This is a genomic window from Acinetobacter sp. ANC 7912 (assembly GCF_039862785.1).
Taxonomy (GTDB): Bacteria; Pseudomonadota; Gammaproteobacteria; order Pseudomonadales; family Moraxellaceae; genus Acinetobacter; species Acinetobacter thermotolerans.
Genome location: NZ_CP156795.1, coordinates 1222444 through 1247083 on the forward strand (window position 1 = coordinate 1222444; position 24640 = coordinate 1247083).

Consider the following 24640-nt stretch of genomic DNA (forward strand, 5'->3'; position numbering starts at 1 on the left):
ATCGTTGTGGCTTTGATGAAAAAGTTCTTGTCAGGCCAAATTGATCTCTATAATATACACGACCAACGGGGACGTGGCGAAATTGGTAGACGCACTGGATTTAGGTTCCAGCGCCGCGAGGTGTGAGAGTTCGAGTCTCTCCGTCCCCACCAAATTACTTAAGCGATTAGGTAAGATGGTGAAGTGTAGAGGATTGGTGTAATGGTAGCATGACGGTCTCCAAAACCGTTCGTCAAGGTTCGAATCCTTGATCCTCTGCCAGATTTAAAGTTTGAGAAATCCAACGTTAGGTTGGTACCCTGATGGGGACGTGGCGAAATTGGTAGACGCACTGGATTTAGGTTCCAGCGCCGCGAGGTGTGAGAGTTCGAGTCTCTCCGTCCCCACCACTCAAAAGAGACAAGGTTGATGCCTTGTTTTTTTTTGCCTGCAATTTGAGAGGATGATTTGAATTGAATCTAGAAAGCTTTGGGATCGCTTACTGGTCTTGAAAGATGCTAAACTTAGAGCTCATAAGCTATATTGTTACTGTTAAAAAAACACTAGGATTTAGCTGAAAACTGTTGATTAACGCGCTGAATCTTTTCAAATCTGGTGATAAAAATAGCAAATCATTTTAATTGCTTAATTTTTGATTAAAAAAGACATTTCTGATCATTCTGTGGCTTGTAATCTTCAATTAATCGCTCTAATATAGCGCTCATCGGGGATATGGCGGAATTGGTAGACGCACTGTGTTCAGGTCGCAGCGCCCTCTGGGTGTGAGAGTTCGAGTCTCTCTATCCCCACCAGATATGAAAAAGCAAGGTTAAATACCTTGCTTTTTTTATACCTGTGATTTGGTAGGGTGGTGATATTGCTTTTGATTTTAGATCAGACAATACTAGCTTTCAGTGAGGTATCTATTTGATGAGCAGGTTAATCTTAGCCCATATTATTAATCGCAGATTCAAATCCCAAGTGCGACACATTTGTAGTTAGTTGAAAAAGTTAGGTGTATTCATAGAATCATTAGACTTTTTCAACTCGCAATTGGAAAGCACACAATGAAGAAATACACCCAACTTTCTCAAGATGAAAGATACGAAATTTATGCTACTTTGAAAAGTAAAAGCTCAATCGCTAACCTTGCTCGGGAGTTAGGGCGTTCACGATCAACCATCTACCGTGAATTAAAAAGAAATACTGGGCAACGTGGATATAGGGCTCAACAGGCAGCTAAATTTGCAAGTCAAAGACGGTACCGTCCTTCCTCATCAATGACAGCATTTGCCTTCGCCTATATTGATTATTTAATTGGCTTGGACTGGTCACCAGAACAAATTTCAGGTGCTTTAACACAACGCGGTTGGCTGGATGTACCTTCACATGAGTGGATTTACCAGTACATTTATCAAGATAAATCAAAAGGCGGTAAACTCCATCTACACTTAAGGCATCAGAAGAAATATCGAAAACGAGGTTACAAAAACACGGATCGTAGGGGGCAAATCATTGATAAAACAAGTATTCACTGTCGAGACCAGGTCATTGATCAACGACAACGTTTAGGAGATTTCGAAGGTGACACGGTGATTGGTAAACATCATAAAGGTGCTTTATTAACCCTTGTTGATCGAAAGAGCCTGTATGTACATATTGTTCATTTAGGATCAACGAGAGCATCCTCTCAAACGATTACTTGTGCGTTAGATCGTTTACGAATGAGCCATGCTTATAGTGTGACATTTGATAATGGTAAAGAATTTTCCGAACACAAAAGAATTACTGATGCCGGGATAGAGACGTATTTTGCTGATCCTTACAAGTCTATTCAGCGAGCTAGAAATGAAAATACGAATGGTTTAATCCGTCAATATCTGCCAAAATCATCATCGTTTGATGACGTGTCAAACGAACAAATAGAGCAGATAGAATTTGCACTCAACCATCGTCCTAGAAAAACGCTAGGTTGGTATACACCGAGTGAAGTTATGGCTGGTTTTTATACTGTTGCACTTGCCGCTTGAATCCGCCAATTAAAAAGATAAGCTAGAACTTATTTTTCTAATTGCAATTGTCCACGTGACAATAAGAATAGATGCACTTTAAATCCAAAATCACATCAATTGATTAATTATTGAATGAACGAGCGCAATAACCGTATAAAATCCTTGTAATGCCGGGGTGATCGTTCTAATATAGCGCTCATCGGGGATATGGCGGAATTGGTAGACGCACTGTGTTCAGGTCGCAGCGCCCTCTGGGTGTGAGAGTTCGAGTCTCTCTATCCCCACCAGATACGAAAAAGCAAGGTTACATACCTTGCTTTTTTTTATGGCTGAAATTTTGAAAATGGCACACATCAGTTTGAAAAATTGCTCACAGGTAAATTTTTAGACTTAGATCATCTCAAAAAATGGATGAAGAAATTTAAGGTATAGCAGCAGATTGAACCAGTTAATAACAATAAAAGTATTCCAGTTTTTTTGAAAATTTAAAGAAAAATACAATTAACTGCTTAATTTCTAGCAGAATACGCCTGTATTGCTTGCAAAATGGCTTGTCAAAGGGGAGTGTTCTCTATAATATACACGACCAACGGGGACGTGGCGAAATTGGTAGACGCACTGGATTTAGGTTCCAGCGCCGCGAGGTGTGAGAGTTCGAGTCTCTCCGTCCCCACCAAATTACTTAAGCGATTAAGTAAGGTGGTAAGTGTAGAGGATTGGTGTAATGGTAGCATGACGGTCTCCAAAACCGTTCGTCAAGGTTCGAATCCTTGATCCTCTGCCAGATTTAAAGTTTGAGAAATCCAACGTTAGGTTGGTACCCTGCTGGGGACGTGGCGAAATTGGTAGACGCACTGGATTTAGGTTCCAGCGCCGCGAGGTGTGAGAGTTCGAGTCTCTCCGTCCCCACCACTCAAAAGAGACAAGGTTGATGCCTTGTTTTTTTTGCCTGAATTTTTAATAGGCAAAGGCTTTGTTGCACAAAGATTTGAAATGCAAAGCGCACCTAATTGAGCTAAATTTAAGGCGTAACTTGGGTAAGTGGTCGACCTAATTCCGTAAATCTGTTAAGGACTGCTACACGTGCATGGATCTCATTCACTTGGCTATCAAAACTCCTTGCACTGAGTTTATCTCCTAATAATTTGATGCAATGCATCTTAGTTTCAACCAAACTTCGCCGATGATAGCCTGACCATTTTTTCCATAGTGTCCTGCCTAAACGTTTAATTGTTCGAAGTAATTCATTTCGCTCTAGCGAGCTACTCTTTGTATCTTTCCATGGTTTCGCATTTTTTCTAGGTGGAATCACCGCATGCGCTTGCCGATCTGCAATGACCTGACGGCATTGCTTGGTGTCATAAGCTCCATCGGTATAAACAGAGTTAATCTGCTCATCTTGTGGAATCTGATTAAGTAAATCACCAAGCACCTGTGAATCACTGACATTATTGGTTGTAAGCTGAACTGCTCGTATTTGTAGGGTTTTAGCATCTATACCAATATGAAGTTTACGCCATTGGCGACGATATTCAGGTCCATGTTTCTTGCGTTTCCATTCGCCCTCACCTAGAAACTTCATGCCTGTAGAGTCCATGAGTAGATGCAGCCCATCGCTACTTTTTTGGTAGCTGATTACAATATCAATATGCTTTTGTCTTCTACAAAGCGTGGTGTAATCTGGAGCTATCCAATTTAATCCGCAAAGTTTAATCAGACTTTGCACAAAGCCAGTAACCATACGTAAAGACAGACGGAATAAGGATTTAATCATTAAGCAGCACTGGATGGCTGCGTCGGAGTAGGTTTGATTTCGCCCTTGTTTGCCTTTTGATGGCGCATACCATTGCGTAGCAGGATCAAACCAAATGGCAATATTTCCGCGACTCATGAGTGCTCGGTTATATGCGGGCCAATTGGTTGTGCGGTAGATTTTGTGTGTAGGCTTCTTCATTTGAAAATTATATCGCTGAAAAAGCCTTTACAGATAGGTTTGTGCAACAAAGCCATAGGCAAAAAAAAGAGCCCATCGAAATGGGCTGGCTTGGCATTAAAATTATTGATGCTTGAAATTGATCATTCTCGTTAAAAGTGATGCAATTTAAGCTTTCAAATGGTCTTCGAATTCTTCCCCTAACTGCATGGCAAGCGCATTGCCTGAAAGGTCGCAGGTCACAAGGCCATATTCTTTTTTAAAGCTAAAGGTAAAACCACGATTGTCGGCCAAGGTGCGGACTGAATACCCCAATTTTTCTAACCATAAACGGAATGCTAGAAGATTTTTTGCTTTCACCACTTTTTTCACGAGATAACTCCTTCATCACTATTTCTTAATAAATTAGGGTGAAAAAATTTTTTTTAAAGGGGAAAATTTTTAAAATTATTTAAATCTTCTGAAAATGTCGTATTTATCAGCATACAAATGCATAAAAAACCATCAAAAAATAACTAAATAAATGATTTCTAGATACTTTTAGATGTTGTAACTAAATATTATATCTAAGGATCTGTCTGGCTATATTTGCAGCGGCTTTTAACGCAAACTGTCTTGTTTTGGTCGAATGCCGATTGATCACTGCCTTTATGCTTAAATAGGCATGTAGCTAGGCATTTATTTCCTCGAGTGAACTAATACTCGTTTTATTAATTTTATTATTTGATCGCTTCATCTTTTTCTACACTTTGGATTTTCATTATGGCCCAAATCAATATTGAACAATATGTCAAAGACACGATTGAGCAGATGCAGCAACAGGGGCTGACACCAGTGGCTGTGATGCTGGGACATGAGAACTGGCTGGAATTTACCGTGCAATCCAAAGTGGCCTATACACCTTTTGGCAGCGCACGTCGTTATCAGCCGGCATTGGGTGGTTTGTTACTGGTACGGGTGGATGAGATGCATGCTTTACGCGTGGTGACTCAGGCTGAGTTGGATGCCTACGCGCAAAGCAATCAAATTCTTTAGATCAGAAATTATCTTTGAGAGTACGCAAACGGGTAAACTCTTCCACACTGTCTGCACGCAGGAAAGGATTGGTTTTCAGTTCGATTTCAATGCTGCTTGGCAGGGTACATTCACCGAGCATTCTTAGGCGTTCTACCTGTTCATGCCGTTCCTGAATTTCCAGATTGTCCGGTTCAACATGTAGGGCGAACTGGGCATTAGACAACGTGTATTCATGCGTGCAATATACTTTGGTACGTGGTGGCAAGGCGGCCAGACGAGATAGGGAATGGAACATCTGTTCAAAGGTGCCTTCAAACACGCGACCACAGCCCATGGCAAACAGGGTATCACCACAGAACAGCACATCCAGGGCATCAATAAAGTACACAATATGGCCTAAGGTGTGTCCCGGTACGCTGATAATGCTGACCTCTAAACCATGAAACTTGAACTGATTGTCATGTTCCAGCGGATGAGTAATAAATGGAATTTTGCTTAGCTCTTCACGCGGGCCGTAGACTGGAATGTTTTTACCCTGAATCAGTTCAGGTACACCGCCAATATGATCCTTGTGCCAGTGTGTCAGCCAGATCTGTGCCAGTTCCAGATTATTTTGCTGGCAATACTCCTGTACCAGTCCAGATTCTGTGGGATCAATGGCCACAACCTGTTTGGAGTCGGTATGTTCCAGCAGCCAGATATAATTCTGTAAGCTATTTTTGACGTCTATGCAGTGGATTTTAAAAGGCATCATGTGTCATTAAACCGTTTGAAATTATTTTATAAAGTAGCATATTTGCCCAGCAGTAAGTAATGCTGGGCGGTATATTTATGCATGATTCATGTACAAAATTTTCAGAATAATATTGTCTGAAAATCGGTAAATTATTCGTCTATATCATCCACTGAAACTGGATCGCCAATGGTATAGAAATGACCACCAGCAACATGGTGAATACTGTGCCATTTTGACTCGACTTCCTGATAATACCAGTGGCCGTCACGGAACACGCGTTCATCGGCATAGGCGGCAATGACTTTGCCTATAAACAAGTCATGATGCTGCTGGTTGTGTGGTTCAGGAATTAGCTCGCAGAGCAGCCAAGCAGCACAACCATTCACTACAGGAATCTCAGCCTGTTCAAACTGGAACAGTTCAACACCGCATTTTTCTAGTTTATTGGGTTCGTCATGCAGGCTGATGGTGCCTAATTGATATACCATTTTGAGCTGCTTGAGTGTGGGTACCTGTAGTGCAAAATAGCCTGAATTTTCAATAATTTTTCGAGTCTTGGTACTTTTATCTAAAACCACAGTAACTTTGGCAGGTTGAAACTCCAGTGCACAGGCCCAAGCGGCTGCCATGACATCGGTATCTTGCTGATCTTTTGCAGAAACCAGTACGGTTGGGCCATGGTTGAGTACGCGATAGGATTTTTCCAGGGGAACGGCTTTAAGATGTGGATTTAACATGTCAGTCCTAAAATAATTAGCAGGAATTGCTGGAAAGTATGCATTTATCTGTTTGTTAACATATATAAATTTTTTCTTGTGAAAAAGCTTTTAAACTAAAGCCCTAACAACATGGAGCATAAGCAATGAAAATGTATCAAGTGGATGCCTTCACCACGGATCTGTTCAAGGGCAATCCTGCTGCAGTAATTGTGCAGAATGAATGGCTGGATGAAAGTCTGATGCAGAACATTGCGCTGGAAAATAATTTGTCGGAAACCGCCTTTGTCAAAATCCTGGATGCGGAAAACTATGAAATCCGCTGGTTTACCCCGACCAAGGAAGTGGATTTCTGTGGACATGCAACGTTGGCGAGCAGCTTTGTGCTATTTCAGGATTATACCGAACACAAAACTATTCGCTTTCATGTAAAAAACTTGGGTATTTTTACAGTTAGTCAGGATGAAGATGGTCGCATTCGTATGAATTTTCCGGTACGTCGTCCAGTGTTGGTGGATGAATATCCAGCAGTATTGCGTGCTGCACTCACCAAGACCTTTAAGAATGTTTACCTGAATGAGCAGGCTTATATTATTGAGTATGAGTCGGTGCAGGATGTGCTGGATGAAACCCCGGATTTTGCCTTGCTGAAACAGGTGAATGACCGTCGCACTACAATTACGGCATCTGAACCATTGCTGGATGTGGCCTTGACCGCAGGTGCAGAACAATATGACTGTGTGTCGCGTTATTTCGCCCCTAGTAATGGAATTAATGAAGATCCAGTGACCGGTTCGATTCATACCGGGATTGTTCCTATCTGGGCAGAACGATTAGGCAAGCAGAAATTAATTGCTTATCAGGCATCACAGCGTGGCGGGGTACTATATTGTGAAATGAAAGACAATGAGCGGATTGAAGTTTCAGGCTATGGCAAGTTATATATGCAGGCTGAGATACTGCTTTAAATTGATTTAAGAGGTTAAAAGCTGCTGGCTACAGTGGCTTTTAGAAAATATAACTATCAACAATGAGAATCATTCTCTATTATATTCGATGAATAAGAATGTTCATGTTTGCTGGATCAAGAATGTCATTACGCTTTAAAAAATTAACACTTTCCATGTTTTTAATGGGCGCTGCAACGCTCAGTTTTGCTCAGCCAGTTTTGGTGAAAACGGAACAAAATATTGAAGAATATAAACTGGATAATGGTTTAAGAATCGTCCTTGCACCGAATGAAAAAGAAAATAAAACCTTCATGAATACGGTGTATTTTACCGGTTCATTAAACGACCCGCAGGGCAAGGGCGGTCTGGCGCATCTGCTGGAACATCTGGCATTTAAGGGCACCGAAAATATCAAAGGGGATGAATTCCAGCGCCGCCTGGATCAGTACACGCTTTCTTCGAATGCCAGCACGGATTATTACTCGACTAAATATACCAATTTGATCCGTCCAGAAAACACAGCCCTCGCTGCAGTGATCCAGCTGGAAGCTGAGCGAATGGACAAGCTAGTGCTGCAGGAAAAATATGTTCCAACAGAAATTGATATTGTTAAACGTGAACGGGAAATCCGTTTGGATCAGCCATTTTCCGTGCTGATGGACCAGATTTTTAAATCTGCTTATGGCAACCAGCATCTGGGTCGTCTGCCGATTGGTGATTTAAATGAGCTGCAATCGATCAATATGCAGGAGCTGAACCAATTCTACCGAACTTGGTATGCCCCGAATAACGCCTATATGGTGTTTTCCGGCAAGTTCGACAAAAAACAGGTGCTGAAATATATCGACCAGCATTTCAGTCCGATCAAGGCGCGGCCTGTACCGAAACAGCCGGAAGTACCGGAACTACAACCTGAACAAATCAAGCAGCGCGAATTTACTGTGGCGAAGGGCAGTAATTATGCCAAATACAATATCTACCTGAACCGTGCTGAAACCGCAAAACAGACGGCATTATCGGTGACGCCAACCTTATATACTTTACAGCCGAGCGGGCACCTGTATCAGGGCATTGTCGAGCAAGGGATTGCCACTGCGGTACAGTCCACCACCTGGCTGGATAAAGACATGAATATGGTCTTTATGGGTGCGGTCTATGCCCCAAATCATGATGTCCAAAAGGTTGAACAGGCTTTACACACCGGAGTCGAACAGAGCAAGGATTTCAATGAAACCGAGCTGAATCGGGTGAAAAACATGACCCGCAATGCTGCGGACAATATTAAAAATAATGCAGCGGCCTTGGGTTCACGCCTAAGTGATTACATCGTGACCTATAGCGGAGACTGGTCAAAATATTTTAAAGACCTGAATGACATTCAGCAGCTGTCGGTGACAGATGCTAACAAGATCTATAAAGATTTCTTTAAGGCTGAATACCGTATTCAGGGTAATATTATTCCAACCCCGGAAGAGCAGAAAAAAGCACAACAGTTGCAGGAAGTTGCGGAAAACAAACCGACCTTGGACCAGCAGACAGTGAGTGAAGAGCCGCTTAAAGATATTTCGGTGTATCAGGCGGAAGTGAAGCAATATGTTAAGAAATCTAAAAAGCTGCTGAATAGTAAGGAAAAGCAGATTCAGCGCGGTAAGCTGAACAATGGCATTCAATATGCACTGTTCCCAACCCAGACCCGTGATGACAAGGTCTATTCGACCATTGCGCTGGACTTTGGTACCGCTGAAACGCTGAAACATAAGGGCGAACTGCTTGATCTGATGGCCTATCTGATTATGCGTGCATCCAAGACCCAGAGCCTGCAACAGATTTCAGACAAAACCATTGAAGTCGGTGGATCAGCCAATGTTAGTGCAACGGGAAATGGCCTGAATATTTCCATTTCCGCCAAGAAAGAGCATTTCGAGGAATACTTTAAATACATTCTTGATGTGTTAAAGAATCCGACCTTTGAACAGACCCAATTTGACCTGATCAAGTCACAGTCGCTGTCCAGTCTGGAGCGTCCATATACTGAACCGGATACCGTGACAGGCCTGACTTTTGCCCGACTGGTGGAACGTTATGAGCCGGGGGATTTACGTTATCACTTTGAGCCAGAACTGGCCAAACAGCAGTATCAGACAGCCACGCGTGAGCAGGTGCAGGAGCTATATCAGCGTTTCTTTAAGACCCATCGTGCCCGGGTTGCTGTCACTGGCGACTTTAAGCCAAAAACCATGCAGGCATTGATCCAGCAGGAATTTGCAGACTGGAATACAGCTGAACCTTTTGAACATTTAACATCTACCTATATCGAATATCCGGCTCAGAAAGTGCATGCCCTGTCGGAACAACGTGAGTTTGGCAGCTATCTGGCCTCGATCTCCATGCCAGTCGGTGCAGATCATCCGGATGTGCCAGCCTTATTGGTACTGCGACATATTATTGGCGATTCACAATTGTCTTCACGTCTGGCACAGGAACTGCGTGAAAAGAACGCGCTGGTCTATGGTTTTAGTGCCAGTGTAGATTTTTCGGAATGGAATGATGTTGGTGCATTATCTTTTGGTGCCAATTATACGGCTGGACGTTCGGCTCAAGTTTCAGAGTCCATCCAGAAAGTGATTCGTGAACTGCAAAGCAAGGGGGTTACGGATCAGGAAGTGGAAGCAGCAAAAGCCAGTTTGCTGAAAAAACGCGTCAATGTACTGGAAGATGATCGCCGTATTCACAGCATGTTAGTCTCTCAGCTAGAACGTGACCGTGATTTGAACTATCGCCAAAAACGTGACAAGGCGCTGGCAGCATTAACCAAGGCTGATATTGATGCCGTAATTCAGAAATATCTGAAAACGTATTTGCTGGTTGAGGTGATGTCGGATCAATATGGCCAGCCGGTGAATCCGCCGACACTGACCAAAAAATAAAATTTTATAGATCATCTATTTAAAAACCTCCTGTAGCAGGGAGGTTTTTTTATTTTTAATCTAAAATACTGATCTAGGTAGCCCGATAGCTAAAACCAATACCACCGATGATACCAGCTAGTACAGCTAGTTGAGGTTGCCAGCCATAAATTAAAAATAAGAATATATAAACACCACCTCCCATTAAAATACAGCCAAGAGCGATGTCATGATTAAATGGATGTTTGATGATTTGTTGATAGTAATAGGAACTCATCCAACTACAAACCACAATTAAAACCACACACCAAATTTTTTGGCTGAAACTTACCTCGCTTATCTCAAGCATGGAACAGCTCCGATTTATAATCGATAAAATGTTTTGGCATTTGCATAAAATACTGGCCTTAAAGCATTTTTATCATAGTCATGCACAATATCGCTAAAGGTATCGATGATATTCACCAGGCTGGTACTGACCCGATCCATGGGGAAATTGGAAGCAAACATAGTCCGGTCTGTACCGAAACATTGCAGTGCATGCTGAATCACTGGGGTTGCATATTCCAACAATTCATCTTTGGATGCTAAACGTCGTTGCTTGTGGAATTTATGACCAAGTACAGGCATAAACAGTGCGGAGATTTTGGTATAGACATTGGGGCATTCGGCCAGCTTAGCGAGATTATCTTTCCAGTGTTCCAAAATATTTTGTCTTTCTTGGGCTGTCTTGCCCGTACCTTTACCGACTTTTCCAAATATTCCCACCGGTGTACCAAGGTGATCCAGCACAATCGGTGTTTCCGGAAAAGTTTTGGCAAGTTGGATCACATCTGCAAGCTGGGTCGAGTAGACCCAGGCATCAAAACTCAGTCCGGCTTTGGCCAGATGCTCAAAGCCTTTTTGGAATTTTTTATTCAGGTATAAATGCGGTTCATCTGCCCAGGCATGCACGCCTCTGTCAGGATGGAAGGATGCCATTTTACGGATACCACGCAACTTTGGTGAAGCTTCCTGATGCAGCTCAAGTAGCTGTTTAAAATCTTTGCGCCGTGGATCTGCGGTAGCCACAATCGCACTAATTCCAAACCATGTTCTTGAAAGGGCAAACTAGCAATAAACTTGGTTTCATTGACTACGCCAGCACCTTTCTGTTCATGCCAGCTGGCTTCAATATGCACCACTTGTTCGACCTGATAATCCCCGATATCCCGTTTGTAGTTTCAGGTAGGTACGGTGCTGTGATGTGTTCTGTCAGGCCTACGGTGTCAACGATTGGTTTGGGACTGAAAAGGCGTACCATGCGATCTAACAAGTGAGGATGCCTGCCAAACAGTTTGACTGCCAGCGCAGCCGCATGCGGGGTGTGGTAGGGATCCCATTGATGGATATGCGGATCAATAATTGGAAAATTCAGCTGCATGACATCCTCTATTTGTTGTTATTGAAATAATATTTTTAGAGTTATGGGTTAAAAAGAGAGGGAGGTCAATGCAGAAAGTTTAAGCAAAGTTATTCTGTCTAAACAGGCATGAAAAAAGCCCCGAAGGGCTTTGTATTAATGATCGTGGTCGTGATCATGTTTGTGCTTGTTGGCATGGAACTCTTCGTTGCGACGGAAACGTAGATAGTTCTCAAACTGATCACAATATTCGTCATAGTTGTCTTCCAGCATTAATTGGAACTGCTGAAGAATATAGGACATGACCTGGTCCTTGGCTTCACGCATTTCATTGCCATCTTTGAAGTTATTGGCAGCCACCCAGGTATTAAAACGGGCAGTGGCAAACAACATCGAAGCGCTCACCTGACCGCGTTTTTCGCTCGGGCTTTCCTGTGAGCCTTTTTCTACACGGCTAAACTCGTTGGCCTGCTTGATAAATTCATCAGCACGTTCAAAGAATGCAGCATTTAACGCTTCTTCTTCGGTTACATCGGTCGCTTCAATCTTTTGAACCATGAATTTTTCCTGACACTCAATCTGAATGGCTCATTATAGGCAAAGCCTTGCAGAAACTAAACCTTTGCCTTAATCTAAAAATAGCCTAAGCATAAAAATGTGATTCCCATGCAAGATGCAATTGCTGTACAAAGCCTGAAAAGTGATATCGCCTTATTGCGCCAGAACATTTGGCCACCTGTGAATCTGGCCAATGTTGAAGGGCTGCCGATTTATTATGGCAGCAAGTCACAGGTGGAAGACTATTACCGCCAGTGGAGTGGGTTAATAGAACGGGCGCAGGACCTGTTTCAGCCTTTTATGGAAGATGAAGTGCTGGATGCGGTACATCTGCCGAGCCATTTAAACTTGCCGCTGTTTTATTTCCATGTGGATCGGATTCGGATCAATAAAACTCGGGCCAAGGAATCAAAAACCTTTCGTGGGATTGCCAGCCTGATTGAAAAATGTGGTCAGTTTGAACCAGAGCAGGTCCAGGCCATGCAACGCTGGCTAGATAGTGATGAAACCGCTGCCTTGGTGGCACATCGGGAATTTGTTGATTTGCGTACTTATGTGTTTCAGCATGGGCAGAGTGAATATACTCGAACCCGGTTTTATGTGAATGGCATTGTACTCAGTGTAGAACAGCATTTTGAACTGGTGGATGCGCGTGACAAGCCACGCAAGCAGCGTAGTGATAGTTATAGTGATCCGCTAGCCGATAACAATACCTGGAAAGTCTACGGCAAATATCGCTAGGTCTTGATTTGCTTATTTCTTCCAGAAGGGCTGAATCTGGGAAAAATCTTGCAGTTCAGCCTGAATTTCTTTTTGCAGTCGCTTTTGTTCGGCACGTAGCCAGCCGAGTACAAACCAGGCTTTAGGTTTCTGTTTTACATAAGGCTCATACAGGCTTTCTGCAACATTCAAGTCATTATAATGTCCTAGACTTTCCTGCAACGGTTTTAAGGCTTTCAGGTAAGTTTTTACCAGTTTGGATGGGAACAGACTTTGCAGAAATTCGATGTTATAGCGCAGACGTTTGACCCGTTTACGGGTTCGGTGCTGGTCTTCAATATCCAGTTCACTAAACTGTTTGGCATCCGCACAGACTTGCTGATGCAGCTTGCTCAATCGTTTTAACAGGATTTGGAGATCTGCTGAGATTTTCTTAGGTTTGGACTGGCTATAACGTAATAGATCCAGAAACAGATAGTTGGTTTCCGGCTGACGGAATAACTGACTGACATCAAGCTCTTTTTCTGTGGCAGGTGGTAGCTCGACCAGTGGCGAACCAGCAGCTTCCAGTTGCGGTAATAGGCTTTCAGCTAGTGCATCTCGATCTCGTGTCGTGCCCAATTGCTGGAAAAGATCAGACAGCTGTTCGATCCAGATAGGTGGAATCTCCAGTTCATCAACATTAAAAAAACGTAAAGCACTGCGCAGACGCCGGATCGCCACTCGAGCCTGATGGATATGTTCACTATCATAACGCTCGGCAGCCAGCGCCGTGGCATTCGGCAGCAAATGTTCTAATGTATTACGGATAATTTTCTGCAGCATTGTGTGCAGGCTGTCATCATCACTCAGTTCCAGCGGCAGTTGATGCTGGGCCGGAGTAATGCTGCTGCCTTCCACAAGCGAATATCCACGATCTGACTTGCTGCGGCTATCTAGCCAGAGTTCATAACGTTCAATCCACGGTTGGAAAAATTCAGTCAGTTCATTCAGCTGTCCTTCCTTCAGCTCAAATTCCAGCTCATATACGGCGGTAAATTCACTGCCATGGCGTATTTCACCTTGATCAAAGGCAATTTCAATGGTGCTGTTTTTATATTTTTCGGTACGAACAGAACGTTGCACTTCAGTTTCAAATTGCAGGATTAAAGATTCTTTAAGTGAGCCAAGCGCTTCTTTGAGCAATTCCCGGATTTCTGGATGGTCTTTGTAGCAGGAAAGCTCACATTGTTCCGGCTGGGTTTCTCCGAGTTCAATTTCAAATTCCAGTCGTTCAAAAGGTGGTTTTGAAGGGGTTTTAATAGTTTGCCGCCATAGTCCATTTTCCTGACGCTGGCGTAGTGCAATGTTATGTCCATATAGCCTTAAGTCTTCGGTATCAAAATATCGCGCCCACAGATGCTGGCGTTCTGGTGTCAGCGCAGCAAAGTCCTGCTGCAGTTGTGCATGCATGTGTGAAGGGACCTGAAACTTGAGCTCAATTTCTGACATCACAGCATTCCTCTAAAGGCTTCTATCTTGACTATAGCTTTAAATCGAGCGATGACACTGAAGCAAATGGCTAGCTCTTTGTTGCGATTAGGTGAGTATTTTTTAACAGAGATAATTACACTTCAGCGAAGCAGAATTGTGACAAAATTTATTGTGGAGATAAAAAAGCCCAGACTAAATCTGGGCATTGCTAAGTAAAGAAAATAAGCGAGTTATTTAATCAGTTTGCGGCTGACCAGGAACTGTTCTGTCGCTTCCAGTAAGCGTTGTGCATAGACTTCCTGCTTGGCAGTCAGCCAACCCAATACAAACCAGTCACTGGCTTCCAGCTCGGTCTGCTGGATATACAGGGCAGAAGAAGCCAAGGTTTGATATTCGGTGGCAGCTAATTGGGCATCATTTAGTGCCTTGCTGTATTTCTGCAAGTTTTTCACATCATAAATCGAGGTCAGGATCGGGAAGCTAAACTTGAGTTCCTGAATCCGGCTTGCCAGCAGATCCAGCTGTTCAAAGTCATGTACTTCGGTCTGGTTCATCTGTTCCTGCAAGGCTTTATATTGTTGCTGCAAGGTCGCCTGTGCTGCACTTCTTAAATCTTGTGACTGTTTGGCATCATCGGTCAGGCTAAAGATCAGCAGTTCCAGATAATGATGCACATTCAGGGTGGATTTGACCAGATTGCCCAGCTTTTCCTTGGCATAGAGAATATCTTTACTCAGGTTTTCCGCCGTCGTTGGATTTTGCAGGAAAGCCGCTAGGGTGCTTTGCATATGCTGTAAATGTTGCAGGTGCTCAAACTGTTTCTTGAATGCTTCCAGCTGGTGTGCCCATTTATCCGAAATACCAGAATGCCAGTCTTTAAACAGCAAGACGCTTAAATACAGGTGATCTAGCGCTTTTTGTGCCTGATCAATATGTTCCTGTTCAGCGACCTGTGCCGAAATCGCCGCGATATTCGGCAATAAGTGCTGCATCTGCTGGGCAATCAGGTTGCACAGCGCTTTTCCCGCACTGTCTTTCTTGCTGAGTTGGAATTCTTTGGTCTGTACGGCTGGACTGACTTTTTGACCAGTTGCTAGCAGATTACCGATTTCAGCCTTGCTGCGTACATCTAGCCACAGCTGATATTTCTTGACCCATTCAAAGCTAAAAGCGAGTAATTGCTCAACCGAACCACTTTTCAGTTCAAATTCGACTTCATGCACTTCCTGTTCTACATCTAGGGTACGGATTGCACCGACATCCAGCGCGACTTCAATTTCCGTGCCTTCATGTTCTATCACACGCAAGGTGCGGGAAATGTCGGTTTCAAACTGTAATTTAAGCTGATCCAGTTGATTGCCCAACGCATTGTTTAGAATTTTCTGTGCTTCAGGGGAATTGGCATAAATACTGAGATCCAGCTCAGGTGCCTGTTCCAATTCACCTAAATCATAATTATGTTCAAAGCGCTCAATATGGCTTTTACCTGCCGCTTTCAGGGTCTGTACCCAACGCGTGCCTTCCAGACGCTGGCGCAGTGCTACGCCATTTTTAGACAGTAGGCAGTCTTCAGTATCGTAATATTTGGCTTGCAGTTGAATCTGTTGTGATTTTTTCGGATCAAGCGCTTTGAGTAATGCATTGCGACGCGCTGCAGGAATCTGAAATTTAAGTTCAACTTCAACCATGAGTAATGTCCTGTTTATACTGCCTATAAAACATAGACAGCGCTGTTAATGCCAAGTCTAGGAAAAGAAAAAATTCCTGAACACAGCCAGCCTATTTTTAGATTTTTAAGGCCAAGATTGTAACCAAAATCATTTTTTTAGTAAGACTTGACCGGGCAGAAAAGTCGTGAAGCGATTTAAGCTGATGAATTTTATAGTGGCTTAAACAGTTGAAAGTCGGGATGATTCAAATGAAAAGCATTTTAATGCACTGAAATTCAGACAAAAAATCCTACTTTTAATTGCCGAAAATATGCGCTAATGTGAACTAAAAAATATCAGGATGATGTTATATGAATGCACTTGTAGAAGCCCAGAAGGATCAGTTGCCAGCAGTTCGCCAGCCAATGCCGATCCGTGATTATCATGAATTCTATCGATTTTACCTGACCGAGCACCGCAATATCATGAGCCGCCGTCTGCATATCGTTGGCAGCAGCATTGGACTATATTTCTTTGGCAAGGCGATTCTGCAACGTAAGCCAAAATATTTCCTGTATGGTCTGGCTTCGGGTTATGCATGTGCCTGGATTGGGCATTTTATGTTTGAGAAAAACAAGCCTGCCAGCTTTAAACAGCCGATCTATAGCTTTATTTCGGACTGGCGTATGTTTGCCGATGTGCTGCGTGGCAATATTAGTCTGATCAGTCGCGATCAGGACAAAATTCCAAGCTAGACCATTTTTTGCACCAAAAGTGAACCATGGGTCAGCAGAAACTACACGAAATGACTTGCAAGCTTAGAGTTAATATTCTATTAATTATAGGGTGTTGTCTTCAAAGCTATTTTTAATCGCGAATGCAACTCGAAAAATACTCAGTTTTCCAAGCCTGGAGCGACCTTCTCCGGGCTTTTTTTATGGGCTTTATATATATTGGAATGTAAGAAAGCCCATCATTGACAGGCTTTCTTACCGGCAAACTTGAATTGCCATTTTTAAATTGACTCTTTCCGGACTTTCTACGTTTCCCCACGAACGATGTTACGGAAGGGGAAAGAGTCAAAACGGTAAACTCATTGTTGAGTTAAACTTTGTAATTTTGTGTTGTTGATTTATTTTTAACCTAGTTTTGTTCAAATAAACATCCCTGGAACAAAATATTTTTAAAGCTATTTGTAAAATAATATTTGTAAATTTAATTTGATTCTCATTTTTTATATTTTCTGAAAAATTCATCACTAAACTGTATCTAGCTGTTTTATGCTGCCTAAAGCAGGAAAGTCCTACTCCTTGGGTTATGCAGATGACTAAAGATGAAAATTAAATGATTTTAGATAAGTTATCGCTATAACCTATGATTTTGCTCATAAAATAAATCGGTTAAACAGGCTAATTAACCTGAGTTCGATGAAATCCACTTAACCTTTTAGCATATTTTGGAAAGTTGGCTTATTGGGGTTCAAACAATAAGCCACTACAGCAGCCATGATATTCACCATGAAGTTATTTACCGAACGATGACGTGAATGTTCAAGTTGATGTAAATTTTTTAATTGATCATTCACTGTTTCGATCAATCCTCTTCTGCAAAGTAATTGTTTTTCTTCTTCAGTTTGGATGGGTTTATTTTTCATATTCCGACGTGATGGGGTCAATATTTTCAGTCCTCTTGCTGCTAAAGCTTCGGCTTTTGCTTTGCTCAAATAGCCTTTGTCTCCGAGTAGGATCCCTTTTAATTCTTGAGTTAAAGATTCTAATATAGCAACATCATGAACATTTCCCGATGTCAGCTTGAGATTAATAATTTCACCTAAATTATTGATAACGAGATGTAATTTAAAACCATAAAACCAACCCGTACTACTTTTTCCACGACCGGCCAAGCCTTTAAATACACGATGCCTTTTAATCCGAAGATTATGGCAAACTACCAATTTAGTGGAGTCAATGATACTGATTCCCGTATCTTTTCCTTTCACCTGATGGAAGAAACAACTCAGAGCTTGCAAACAACGGGGCATGATTTCAATAAATCGGTTGTAGCTAAGCAGTTTAGGAAAAGCAGATTTCCAGAATGGAACGATCATTTGGCAATAAAAATATTTGAAGAATCTCAAACCGGATTGATGAAATAAAATGACAATGGTCATTGCTTCAGACAAGCTTAAAGCTGACTTTTTCAACCTGGTTTTTTGATTAGAAATTAAAGCTTTCTCTAAAGATTCATTAAATTTTTTGCAGAAATCATCCAAAATACAAAATAATTCGGTAATATGATCCATTGAGAAGCCTTGTTTTATAACATTTTGTCTTGAGAACCAATATGTTACAAAAACAGGGCTTTTTTTCTACTCTTTTTTTATATCGAACTCAGGTTAATTATTTGCTGAAAATACGCCGGGAAAAGGCTGCCTAAGGTGCCGGTTATGCCTATAATAGACCTATGTATTTTGAGTGGCGGTAATCATGCGCGGTTTATATTTAATTACCAATGATGATCCTTTAGAACTTTTATTGGCCAAGCTGGAAGGAGCGATGGCCAATGGTGGTATTTCAGTGCTGCAATACCGTCGCAAAAAAGTGGCGAAAGAAGATCAGATTTATGAAATCGAGTACATGAAAGCCATGTGTGCGGAATATCGTGTGCCGTTTGTGATTAATGATGATCTAGAAATGGCAGTTAAATATGGCGTAGGTGTGCATCTGGGCCAGGACGATGGCTCGATTCAGGAAGCAGTTGCACAGTTGCCTAAAAATGTACTGATTGGTCGTAGCTGTAACAATTCGCTCGAACTGGCCGAGCAGGCCATTGCTGATGGTGCTAACTATGTGGCGTTCGGTGCGATCTATGCCACTGCATCTAAGCCAGAAGCCGGCAATATTGGTCTGCAAACATTAAAACTGGCCAAAGAAAAACTGAATGTGCCAATTTGCGCTATTGGTGGTTTAACAGTTGAAAACTCCAAAGAAGTTATTGAATGTGGTGCAGATTACTGTGCCGTGATCAGTGACGTATTGGGCCGTCCGATGAATGCCATTCCAGAGCGTCTGGATGAATGGTCTACGCTATTTAAATCTACAGCGGTTGCATAAAACCTTATTACTTTATTTCTAAATTTTTAGTTGGATACCTCTATGAGCTTATCTCCAAAGCAAGAACAACTGTTCAAACAAGCCAGTAAACATATTCCAGGTGGAGTGAATTCACCAGTACGTGCCTTTAATGGCGTTGGTGGTACACCAATTTTCATCGAAAAAGCGCAAGGTGCCTATCTGTATGATGTCGATGGTAAGCGCTATGTGGACTATGTTGGCTCATGGGGGCCAATGATTCTGGGGCATGCGCATCCAGCGATTATTAAAGCCGTTCAGGATGCCGCTGTTGATGGCTTGAGCTTTGGTGCACCTACCGTACATGAAACCACGCTGGCAGATATTATTTGTGAAATCATGCCATCGATTGAACTGGTGCGTATGACTAACTCTGGTACTGAAGCCACCATGACAGCGATCCGTCTGGCACGTGGTTATACTGGTCGTGACAAGATCGTAAAGTTTGAAGGCTGTTACCACGGTCACTCTGACTCACTACTGGTTAAAGCCGGCTCAGGCTTGCTGACCAAAGGTGAAGGTGAGGCGACTTCAGCAGGTGTACCGGCTGATTTTGCGAAACACACGCTGACCCTGCCATACAATGACATCGAAATGCTGAAAGAATGTTTCGCTAAATTCGGTTCAGAAATTGCTGGTGTGATTGTGGAGCCAGTGGCAGGTAACATGAATCTGGTCAAACCGATCGATGGCTTCCTGCAAACCATTCGTCAATTGTGTGATGAGCACGGTTCAGTTTTTATTATTGATGAGGTGATGACAGGTTTCCGCGTTGGCTTAGGCGGTGCGCAGGCGCATTATGGCGTGACTCCTGACCTGACCACTTTAGGTAAAATCATCGGGGCAGGTCTGCCAGTTGGTGCTTTTGGTGGTAAACGTGAAATCATGGAATGTATCGCGCCACTGGGTAACGTGTATCAGGCAGGCACATTGTCGGGTAACCCATTAGCCATGCGTGCAGGTATTGAAATGTTCAAATACCTGCGAGAACCAGGTTTCTATGAAAATCTGACCGCGAAACTGGAAAAACTGCTGGCAGGTTTACAAACGGCAGCTGATCAAGCTGGCATTCCATTCCGTACTCAGCAAGTCGGTGGTATGTTCGGTCTTTACTTTACTAATCAAGAAGAAATCACAGGTTTTGATTCCATCCTGAAATGTGATGTTGCAGCGTTCCGTACGTTCTTCCACGGTATGTTGAAACGTGGTGTGAATCTGGCACCTTCTGCATTTGAAGCAGGTTTCTTCTCTGCAGCACATAGCGATAAAGATATTGAGTTTACCATTCAAGCTGCTAAAGAAACTTTTGCTGAAATGAGAGCTTAAGTTTTTAAATCCTCCCTCTTACGAAGCGGTGCTTCTCACCTTTTCAAAAGAGGGAATTTCTTTTGTAGAAATAATAAAATTTCCCTTCTTTTCCTTTCGCCATATATGGCTCAGGGTTAGGGGAGCTTAAATTCTAAAATTAGGGATATTGATGAATGCAAACTAAACATTATCTGACATTAAGTGATGCCGAGTTTTTATTGAATCAGGCCTATGAATATGCGTTAGAGCAGGGTTTTAATGTCAGTATTGCGGTGGTCGATGAAACTGGGAATTTGTTGGCGATGAAGCGTATGGATGGCGCTTCACCAATGACGGCAAACCTGTGTCTGGAAAAAGCACGTTGTTCTGCGATTAGTCGCCGTCCGTCCAAGCTATTTGAAGATATTATCAAAGGTGGTCAAATGGGCTTTCTGACCATGGATACTTTTTCTGGTATGTTGGAAGGTGGTGAACCAATTTTGTATCAAGGGCAGCTGGTTGGTGCGATGGGTGTTTCTGGAGTAAAGTCTTTTCAGGATGCGGAGATTGCGCAACAGACGATTGAAAAGTTTTTAATTTGGAACAATTAAATTATAGTTTTATTCAAGTTTAAATTAGCTATATTTATAAAACTTTTATCTTTGATAAATGGAGTACAAGCTAAGACAGTTTATGTCTTAGCTTGCTATTTTGAGAGAAGTGCTTGAAAATGCAAATATTACCCAACAGAAGATGAATAGATTATGGAAACATTATAATGAAAGATAAAAACTATCTAATTTAAAAGTACTGGTATTGTAAAAGACATAATTCTTTTATGTATATCATAATATATAACAAATCTACGATCCTGTAACGGGCTATATATATCTTCACTCCGTAATAGATCTCCTAAAATTTTTGATCTATTTTCAGCAAAAAAATCTTCCAATTCATTTTTTTTAAAGTTAAATTGATAATCCTGTCTAGAATAATGGGAAAGAATTTTGTTTTCTAATAAAAATTCAAAAAATTGAAGGTTGTACCAGAAATTATTATCTAGATATGTTCCTATTGTAGAAAAGTAAAAATTTTTAATATCATTATATAGCCCATCAACTATTTTTTTGTTTTTATCGAATAATTGTGATTTTGAAACAAACTCATCTAATAAAATTAACCCTGTCTCAATAATGGATAAATCTAGTTTATCAAATTCAGTTAAACTCTTATTAAAATTATTAGAACTAAAATTTAATGCTTTCAAGAACTCCTTTTTATTTTTAATTACGCCAATCTCAACTTTTTAAGTCATTGAAATAAAAAGGACATAACCTCATTTTAAATCCGTCTATGAAAATAAAATTACAGTTATGTCCACTGAAGAATTTATCATCATTGTCTATTTAATCATAGAGGAAATTTACCCAACTATAGTCTCTGAACCATTAAGAAAACGTGGTTTTCCACCTGCTTTAACCGATATTGAAATTATCACAATGCAAATTGTTGGTGAGTGTCTCAAAATGGATACGGATAAAAGCATATGGATGTTTTTTAAAAACAATTACTTAAGTTGGTTCCCTCATTTAGGTTCATATCCTAACTTTTGTAAGCATTGTGCAAACTTATGGCAAGTTCATCAAAAAATCACAGCCCAATTAACTGCACATTATGGTCAGGATCATATTCATTTTATTGATGGATTTCCTATACCTGTTTGTCGTTATAGTCGAGCAAAAAGACACAAGAATTTCAAAGAACATGCAGGTTTTAGTTATTGTGCTGCACAACAAGAGAAATACTATGGTTTTAAAGGGCATCTTGTAATTAATTTGGAGGGTATGATTACTGGCTATACTTTCGCTCCAGCAAATGTAGATGAGCGTGATGTTGCACCAGAAATCACAGAAAATATTCATGGGTTACTAGGTGCAGATAAAGGTTACTTAAGACCCAGCTTGAAAGAATACTATAAATTTCAGTATGTTGATCTACAAACTCCTTTAAGAAAGAATATGCCGGACTCTAGATCTCAAGAATCAATGAGGTTGCTTATGAGAGCACGAAGGAAAATTGAAACGGTCATTGGTCAATTAACTGATCGCTTTAATATTCAAAAAGTAAGGGCAAGAGATTTATGGCACTTATCGCATCGTTTTATCAGAAAGATTTTGTCACATACGGTCTGCGTCGTTATGAATAAAAAATGTGGTTATTCACCGATTCAATTTGAAAAGCTTATTTAAAGTTGAGATTGGCGTTTTAATTATATTTCTATAGCGAGAAAGGACAGTTAAAGCTTTATCTTTGATTTCATTTTCTTCTTGAAATTCACATGAATCTTTAAAATTTTGAAAACAAAAATTAATATCCTCAACTTTAGAATAAATATCTGTATGAATGTTTATATTGATATTTAATTGATTTATAAATATCTTTGGTTGAAAAAGATTTGTTTGGTAATAGAAATGTGACATTTGAAAAATCCTTGTTATTAATAGGTTGTAGTTATTTTTAACTTTATTAATGTTTGTTTTACTGAAGTTTATTGTTTTAATTAAGAAAAATGATAGTTAAATGCAATAAGATTTAGCATCTTATTATATTTAACATCAACAGAGATCAAAATGCTAGATTATTGGTCTTAAATTTAAACGAGAAACATATGCTGTACCCAATGCCCCAAAAAATCCAGTTTGCTTCTTCCCAAGCCAAATGGCAGCTATCTTCAACACAATCTGTGCTGGTACTGGTAGGACTGCAAAATTTAAGGATGATGGCAGGCATACAAGACAGCGACCTGATGACCCATCTGATCCAGATCAGCAATAAAGCCAAAGCACTGGATATTCCCATTGTCGATCTCTATGGTGATGACCTGATTCAAGGCATGCAGCAATTGGGTGAATATGCCTCAACCCATCCTCAATTAATCTTTGCCGGGCAGGTAACACCGATGCTGAAACAGATTCTGCCACATCTGCAAAGTGTGACTGAACAAATCTGCGTGATTGATGATGCGATTTTGCTGCCCAATCAGGAACAGCATATTCAGTGGATTGATAACATTTCGGCACAAGGCTTGCATCATATGAACAGCTATAGCCTGACCCGGTTATGGAACCTGAGTGCGCCGTCGGAATATGTACTGTCGACTAAAGGCATTATGCTAGCAGTCGCTGAACAGCTGGATATGGATGCACTGGAAATCGATCCAAATGTTGACCTAAGACAGTATGGACTGGACTCAGTCGCGGTAGTGAGTCTGGTTGGCGTATGGCGTGCTAACGGTGCCAATGTGCGTTATGAAGATGTCTATGCGCATCCAACATTGCATGAATTGGTCAGCTTTGTACTGCAATCGGCAGGTCGATAAGCACTAATTGGGCAATTTTCTTAACATAATCGGAAATTTCATCGGCAATTAAAGAAAACGACATTGTAATTCTGTGCCAAGCTTTCTATTATTGCCGCCTTGTTTTTCGCGATCAGCCAGGGATTGAACCTTGAGTAATTTTCTAACCGAACATCTGATACATCGTGATGACGATTTTATGGTCATTCATAAACCAGCAGGTTTACTCACGGTTCCCGGTAAGACAGAAGATTTGCAAGATTGCCTCATTAACAGATTAATAGAATTAGAACCCAAAACTCTCCTTATTCACCGTCTCGATCGGGACACTTCTGGAATTCTAATTTTTGCCTTGACCCGCGAAGCACAAAAAATTATCTCCCGCCAATTTCAGGATCGCCAAACCGATAAAACCTATCAAGCCATTGTCGCAGGGACATTAGAAGGTGAAGGTACGGTTGATGTACCTGTGATTTACGATCCAAGTCGTCCGCCACTTCATATCGCTGAACCGAATCATAACAAGCCAGCATTGACGCATTGGCAGGCCGTAGAACATTTTGAAATTCAGGGACAGCCGGTCACGCGCGTAAAACTAACCCCGATTACCGGACGTTCGCATCAGCTGCGTGTACATATGCAATATTTAGGTCATCCGATTATTGGTGATACTTTATATGCGACAGCGGAACAGCAACAGCTGATGCCGCGACTTTGCCTGCACGCAGAGCAGCTGAGCTTTATTCATCCTAAAAATGCAGAAAAAGTCGAGTTTTACTGCCCGGCACCATTCTAGGAAATACTTGGTTAATC

The 24640-nt window shown here is 41.5% G+C and carries 23 protein-coding genes, 8 tRNA genes and 1 pseudogene; 20 read left to right on the forward strand and 12 right to left on the reverse strand.

The window, feature by feature from the left end; all coding sequences use genetic code 11:
- The first annotated feature begins 67 nt into the window (after positions 1–67).
- From ABEF84_RS06030 to ABEF84_RS06070, 9 genes are all read left to right on the forward strand, one after another.
- Positions 68–152: transfer RNA gene (locus ABEF84_RS06030), tRNA-Leu, on the forward strand.
- 35 nt (positions 153–187) lie between these two features.
- Positions 188–261 (forward strand) — tRNA-Trp (locus ABEF84_RS06035).
- 43 nt (positions 262–304) lie between these two features.
- Positions 305–389: transfer RNA gene (locus ABEF84_RS06040), tRNA-Leu, on the forward strand.
- A 316-nt stretch (positions 390–705) separates the two neighbouring features.
- A tRNA-Leu gene (locus ABEF84_RS06045) sits at positions 706–791 on the forward strand.
- Positions 792–1046: 255 nt separating this feature from the next.
- Positions 1047–2009, forward strand: coding sequence for an IS30-like element IS18 family transposase (locus ABEF84_RS06050; protein ID WP_075174500.1), 963 nt, complete (start codon positions 1047–1049; stop codon positions 2007–2009).
- 183 nt (positions 2010–2192) lie between these two features.
- A tRNA-Leu gene (locus ABEF84_RS06055) sits at positions 2193–2278 on the forward strand.
- Between the two features lie 304 nt (positions 2279–2582).
- A tRNA-Leu gene (locus ABEF84_RS06060) sits at positions 2583–2667 on the forward strand.
- A 34-nt stretch (positions 2668–2701) separates the two neighbouring features.
- Positions 2702–2775 (forward strand) — tRNA-Trp (locus ABEF84_RS06065).
- A gap of 43 nt (positions 2776–2818) precedes the next feature.
- Positions 2819–2903, forward strand: a tRNA-Leu gene (locus ABEF84_RS06070).
- 109 nt (positions 2904–3012) lie between these two features.
- Here the strand turns inward: ABEF84_RS06070 and ABEF84_RS06075 are convergent.
- Positions 3013–3945 (reverse strand): IS5-like element ISAba12 family transposase, encoded by a 933-nt coding sequence (locus ABEF84_RS06075; protein ID WP_063454701.1) that lies wholly within the window; start codon positions 3943–3945, stop codon positions 3013–3015.
- 147 nt (positions 3946–4092) lie between these two features.
- On the reverse strand, positions 4093–4296 hold the full coding sequence (locus ABEF84_RS06080; protein WP_034586525.1) for a hypothetical protein: 204 nt from the start codon (positions 4294–4296) through the stop codon (positions 4093–4095).
- 390 nt (positions 4297–4686) lie between these two features.
- Here ABEF84_RS06080 and ABEF84_RS06085 point away from each other — a divergent pair, with 390 nt between their 5' ends.
- Complete coding sequence (locus tag ABEF84_RS06085; protein WP_347453885.1) at positions 4687–4959, forward strand: hypothetical protein; 273 nt, start codon at positions 4687–4689, stop codon at positions 4957–4959.
- A 1-nt stretch (position 4960) separates the two neighbouring features.
- On the opposite strand, the gene gloB is transcribed toward ABEF84_RS06085, so the two are convergent.
- A complete protein-coding gene (gene gloB / locus ABEF84_RS06090; protein WP_347453886.1) occupies positions 4961–5695 on the reverse strand; it encodes a hydroxyacylglutathione hydrolase in 735 nt (244 codons plus the stop codon).
- A 131-nt stretch (positions 5696–5826) separates the two neighbouring features.
- Positions 5827–6414 (reverse strand): flavin reductase family protein, encoded by a 588-nt coding sequence (locus ABEF84_RS06095; protein WP_347453887.1) that lies wholly within the window; start codon positions 6412–6414, stop codon positions 5827–5829.
- A gap of 125 nt (positions 6415–6539) precedes the next feature.
- Here ABEF84_RS06095 and ABEF84_RS06100 point away from each other — a divergent pair, with 125 nt between their 5' ends.
- Positions 6540–7361: a PhzF family phenazine biosynthesis protein gene (locus ABEF84_RS06100; protein WP_347460679.1), complete on the forward strand. Its 822-nt coding sequence runs from the start codon at positions 6540–6542 to the stop codon at positions 7359–7361.
- Positions 7362–7483: 122 nt separating this feature from the next.
- On the forward strand, positions 7484–10270 hold the full coding sequence (locus tag ABEF84_RS06105) for a pitrilysin family protein (RefSeq protein ID WP_347460678.1): 2787 nt from the start codon (positions 7484–7486) through the stop codon (positions 10268–10270).
- Positions 10271–10343: 73 nt separating this feature from the next.
- Here the strand turns inward: ABEF84_RS06105 and ABEF84_RS06110 are convergent, their stop codons facing one another.
- From ABEF84_RS06110 to ABEF84_RS06120, 3 genes and pseudogenes are all read right to left on the reverse strand, one after another.
- Positions 10344–10598 carry a hypothetical protein gene (locus ABEF84_RS06110; protein WP_347453889.1) on the reverse strand — a complete coding sequence of 85 codons (255 nt, stop codon included), beginning with the start codon at positions 10596–10598 and terminating at the stop codon, positions 10344–10346.
- A gap of 14 nt (positions 10599–10612) precedes the next feature.
- Positions 10613–11672, reverse strand: a pseudogene (locus tag ABEF84_RS06115) (amidohydrolase family protein).
- A 135-nt stretch (positions 11673–11807) separates the two neighbouring features.
- A complete protein-coding gene (locus ABEF84_RS06120) occupies positions 11808–12209 on the reverse strand; it encodes a DUF3144 domain-containing protein (RefSeq protein ID WP_347453890.1) in 402 nt (133 codons plus the stop codon).
- 108 nt (positions 12210–12317) lie between these two features.
- Here ABEF84_RS06120 and ABEF84_RS06125 point away from each other — a divergent pair, with 108 nt between their 5' ends.
- A complete protein-coding gene (locus ABEF84_RS06125; protein WP_347453891.1) occupies positions 12318–12950 on the forward strand; it encodes a hypothetical protein in 633 nt (210 codons plus the stop codon).
- Between the two features lie 12 nt (positions 12951–12962).
- Here the strand turns inward: ABEF84_RS06125 and ABEF84_RS06130 are convergent, their stop codons facing one another.
- A complete protein-coding gene (locus tag ABEF84_RS06130) occupies positions 12963–14420 on the reverse strand; it encodes a CHAD domain-containing protein (RefSeq protein ID WP_347453892.1) in 1458 nt (485 codons plus the stop codon).
- 212 nt (positions 14421–14632) lie between these two features.
- The gene (locus ABEF84_RS06135) at positions 14633–16090 is read right to left on the reverse strand and encodes a CYTH domain-containing protein (RefSeq protein ID WP_347453893.1); all 1458 of its coding nucleotides are present in this window, start codon (positions 16088–16090) and stop codon (positions 14633–14635) included.
- A gap of 332 nt (positions 16091–16422) precedes the next feature.
- On the opposite strand from ABEF84_RS06135, the gene ABEF84_RS06140 reads away from it, so the two are divergent.
- Positions 16423–16806 carry a DUF962 domain-containing protein gene (locus tag ABEF84_RS06140; RefSeq protein WP_347453894.1) on the forward strand — a complete coding sequence of 128 codons (384 nt, stop codon included), beginning with the start codon at positions 16423–16425 and terminating at the stop codon, positions 16804–16806.
- 683 nt (positions 16807–17489) lie between these two features.
- Here ABEF84_RS06140 and ABEF84_RS06145 read toward each other — a convergent pair.
- Positions 17490–18353 (reverse strand): IS982 family transposase, encoded by an 864-nt coding sequence (locus ABEF84_RS06145; protein ID WP_347473799.1) that lies wholly within the window; start codon positions 18351–18353, stop codon positions 17490–17492.
- A 184-nt stretch (positions 18354–18537) separates the two neighbouring features.
- On the opposite strand from ABEF84_RS06145, the gene thiE reads away from it, so the two are divergent.
- The 3 genes from thiE (at position 18538) to ABEF84_RS06160 (ending at position 21080) form a co-directional block, all read left to right on the forward strand.
- Positions 18538–19164: a thiamine phosphate synthase gene (thiE, locus tag ABEF84_RS06150; RefSeq protein WP_347453895.1), complete on the forward strand. Its 627-nt coding sequence runs from the start codon at positions 18538–18540 to the stop codon at positions 19162–19164.
- A 42-nt stretch (positions 19165–19206) separates the two neighbouring features.
- Positions 19207–20508, forward strand: coding sequence for a glutamate-1-semialdehyde 2,1-aminomutase (hemL, locus tag ABEF84_RS06155; RefSeq protein ID WP_347453896.1), 1302 nt, complete (start codon positions 19207–19209; stop codon positions 20506–20508).
- A gap of 155 nt (positions 20509–20663) precedes the next feature.
- Positions 20664–21080, forward strand: a complete 417-nt coding sequence (locus tag ABEF84_RS06160; RefSeq protein WP_347454346.1) for a heme-binding protein — start codon at positions 20664–20666, stop codon at positions 21078–21080.
- Between the two features lie 185 nt (positions 21081–21265).
- Here the strand turns inward: ABEF84_RS06160 and ABEF84_RS06165 are convergent, their stop codons facing one another.
- Entirely contained in the window at positions 21266–21736 is a 471-nt protein-coding gene (locus tag ABEF84_RS06165; RefSeq protein WP_347454345.1) for a hypothetical protein, read from the reverse strand.
- 106 nt (positions 21737–21842) lie between these two features.
- Between ABEF84_RS06165 and ABEF84_RS06170 the strand changes: the two genes are divergently transcribed.
- Complete coding sequence (locus ABEF84_RS06170; RefSeq protein WP_000102417.1) at positions 21843–22718, forward strand: IS982-like element ISAba825 family transposase; 876 nt, start codon at positions 21843–21845, stop codon at positions 22716–22718.
- Here ABEF84_RS06170 and ABEF84_RS06175 read toward each other — a convergent pair.
- Positions 22689–22949: a hypothetical protein gene (locus ABEF84_RS06175; RefSeq protein WP_347473800.1), complete on the reverse strand. Its 261-nt coding sequence runs from the start codon at positions 22947–22949 to the stop codon at positions 22689–22691. The two genes, ABEF84_RS06170 and ABEF84_RS06175, sit on opposite strands and share 30 nt — an antisense overlap.
- Positions 22950–23137: 188 nt before the next feature.
- Here ABEF84_RS06175 and ABEF84_RS06180 point away from each other — a divergent pair, with 188 nt between their 5' ends.
- Together ABEF84_RS06180 and ABEF84_RS06185 are read left to right on the forward strand one after the other, a co-directional pair.
- Positions 23138–23848 (forward strand): phosphopantetheine-binding protein, encoded by a 711-nt coding sequence (locus tag ABEF84_RS06180; RefSeq protein WP_347453900.1) that lies wholly within the window; start codon positions 23138–23140, stop codon positions 23846–23848.
- Between the two features lie 130 nt (positions 23849–23978).
- Complete coding sequence (locus ABEF84_RS06185; protein WP_347453901.1) at positions 23979–24623, forward strand: RluA family pseudouridine synthase; 645 nt, start codon at positions 23979–23981, stop codon at positions 24621–24623.
- The last annotated feature ends 17 nt before the right edge of the window (positions 24624–24640 follow it).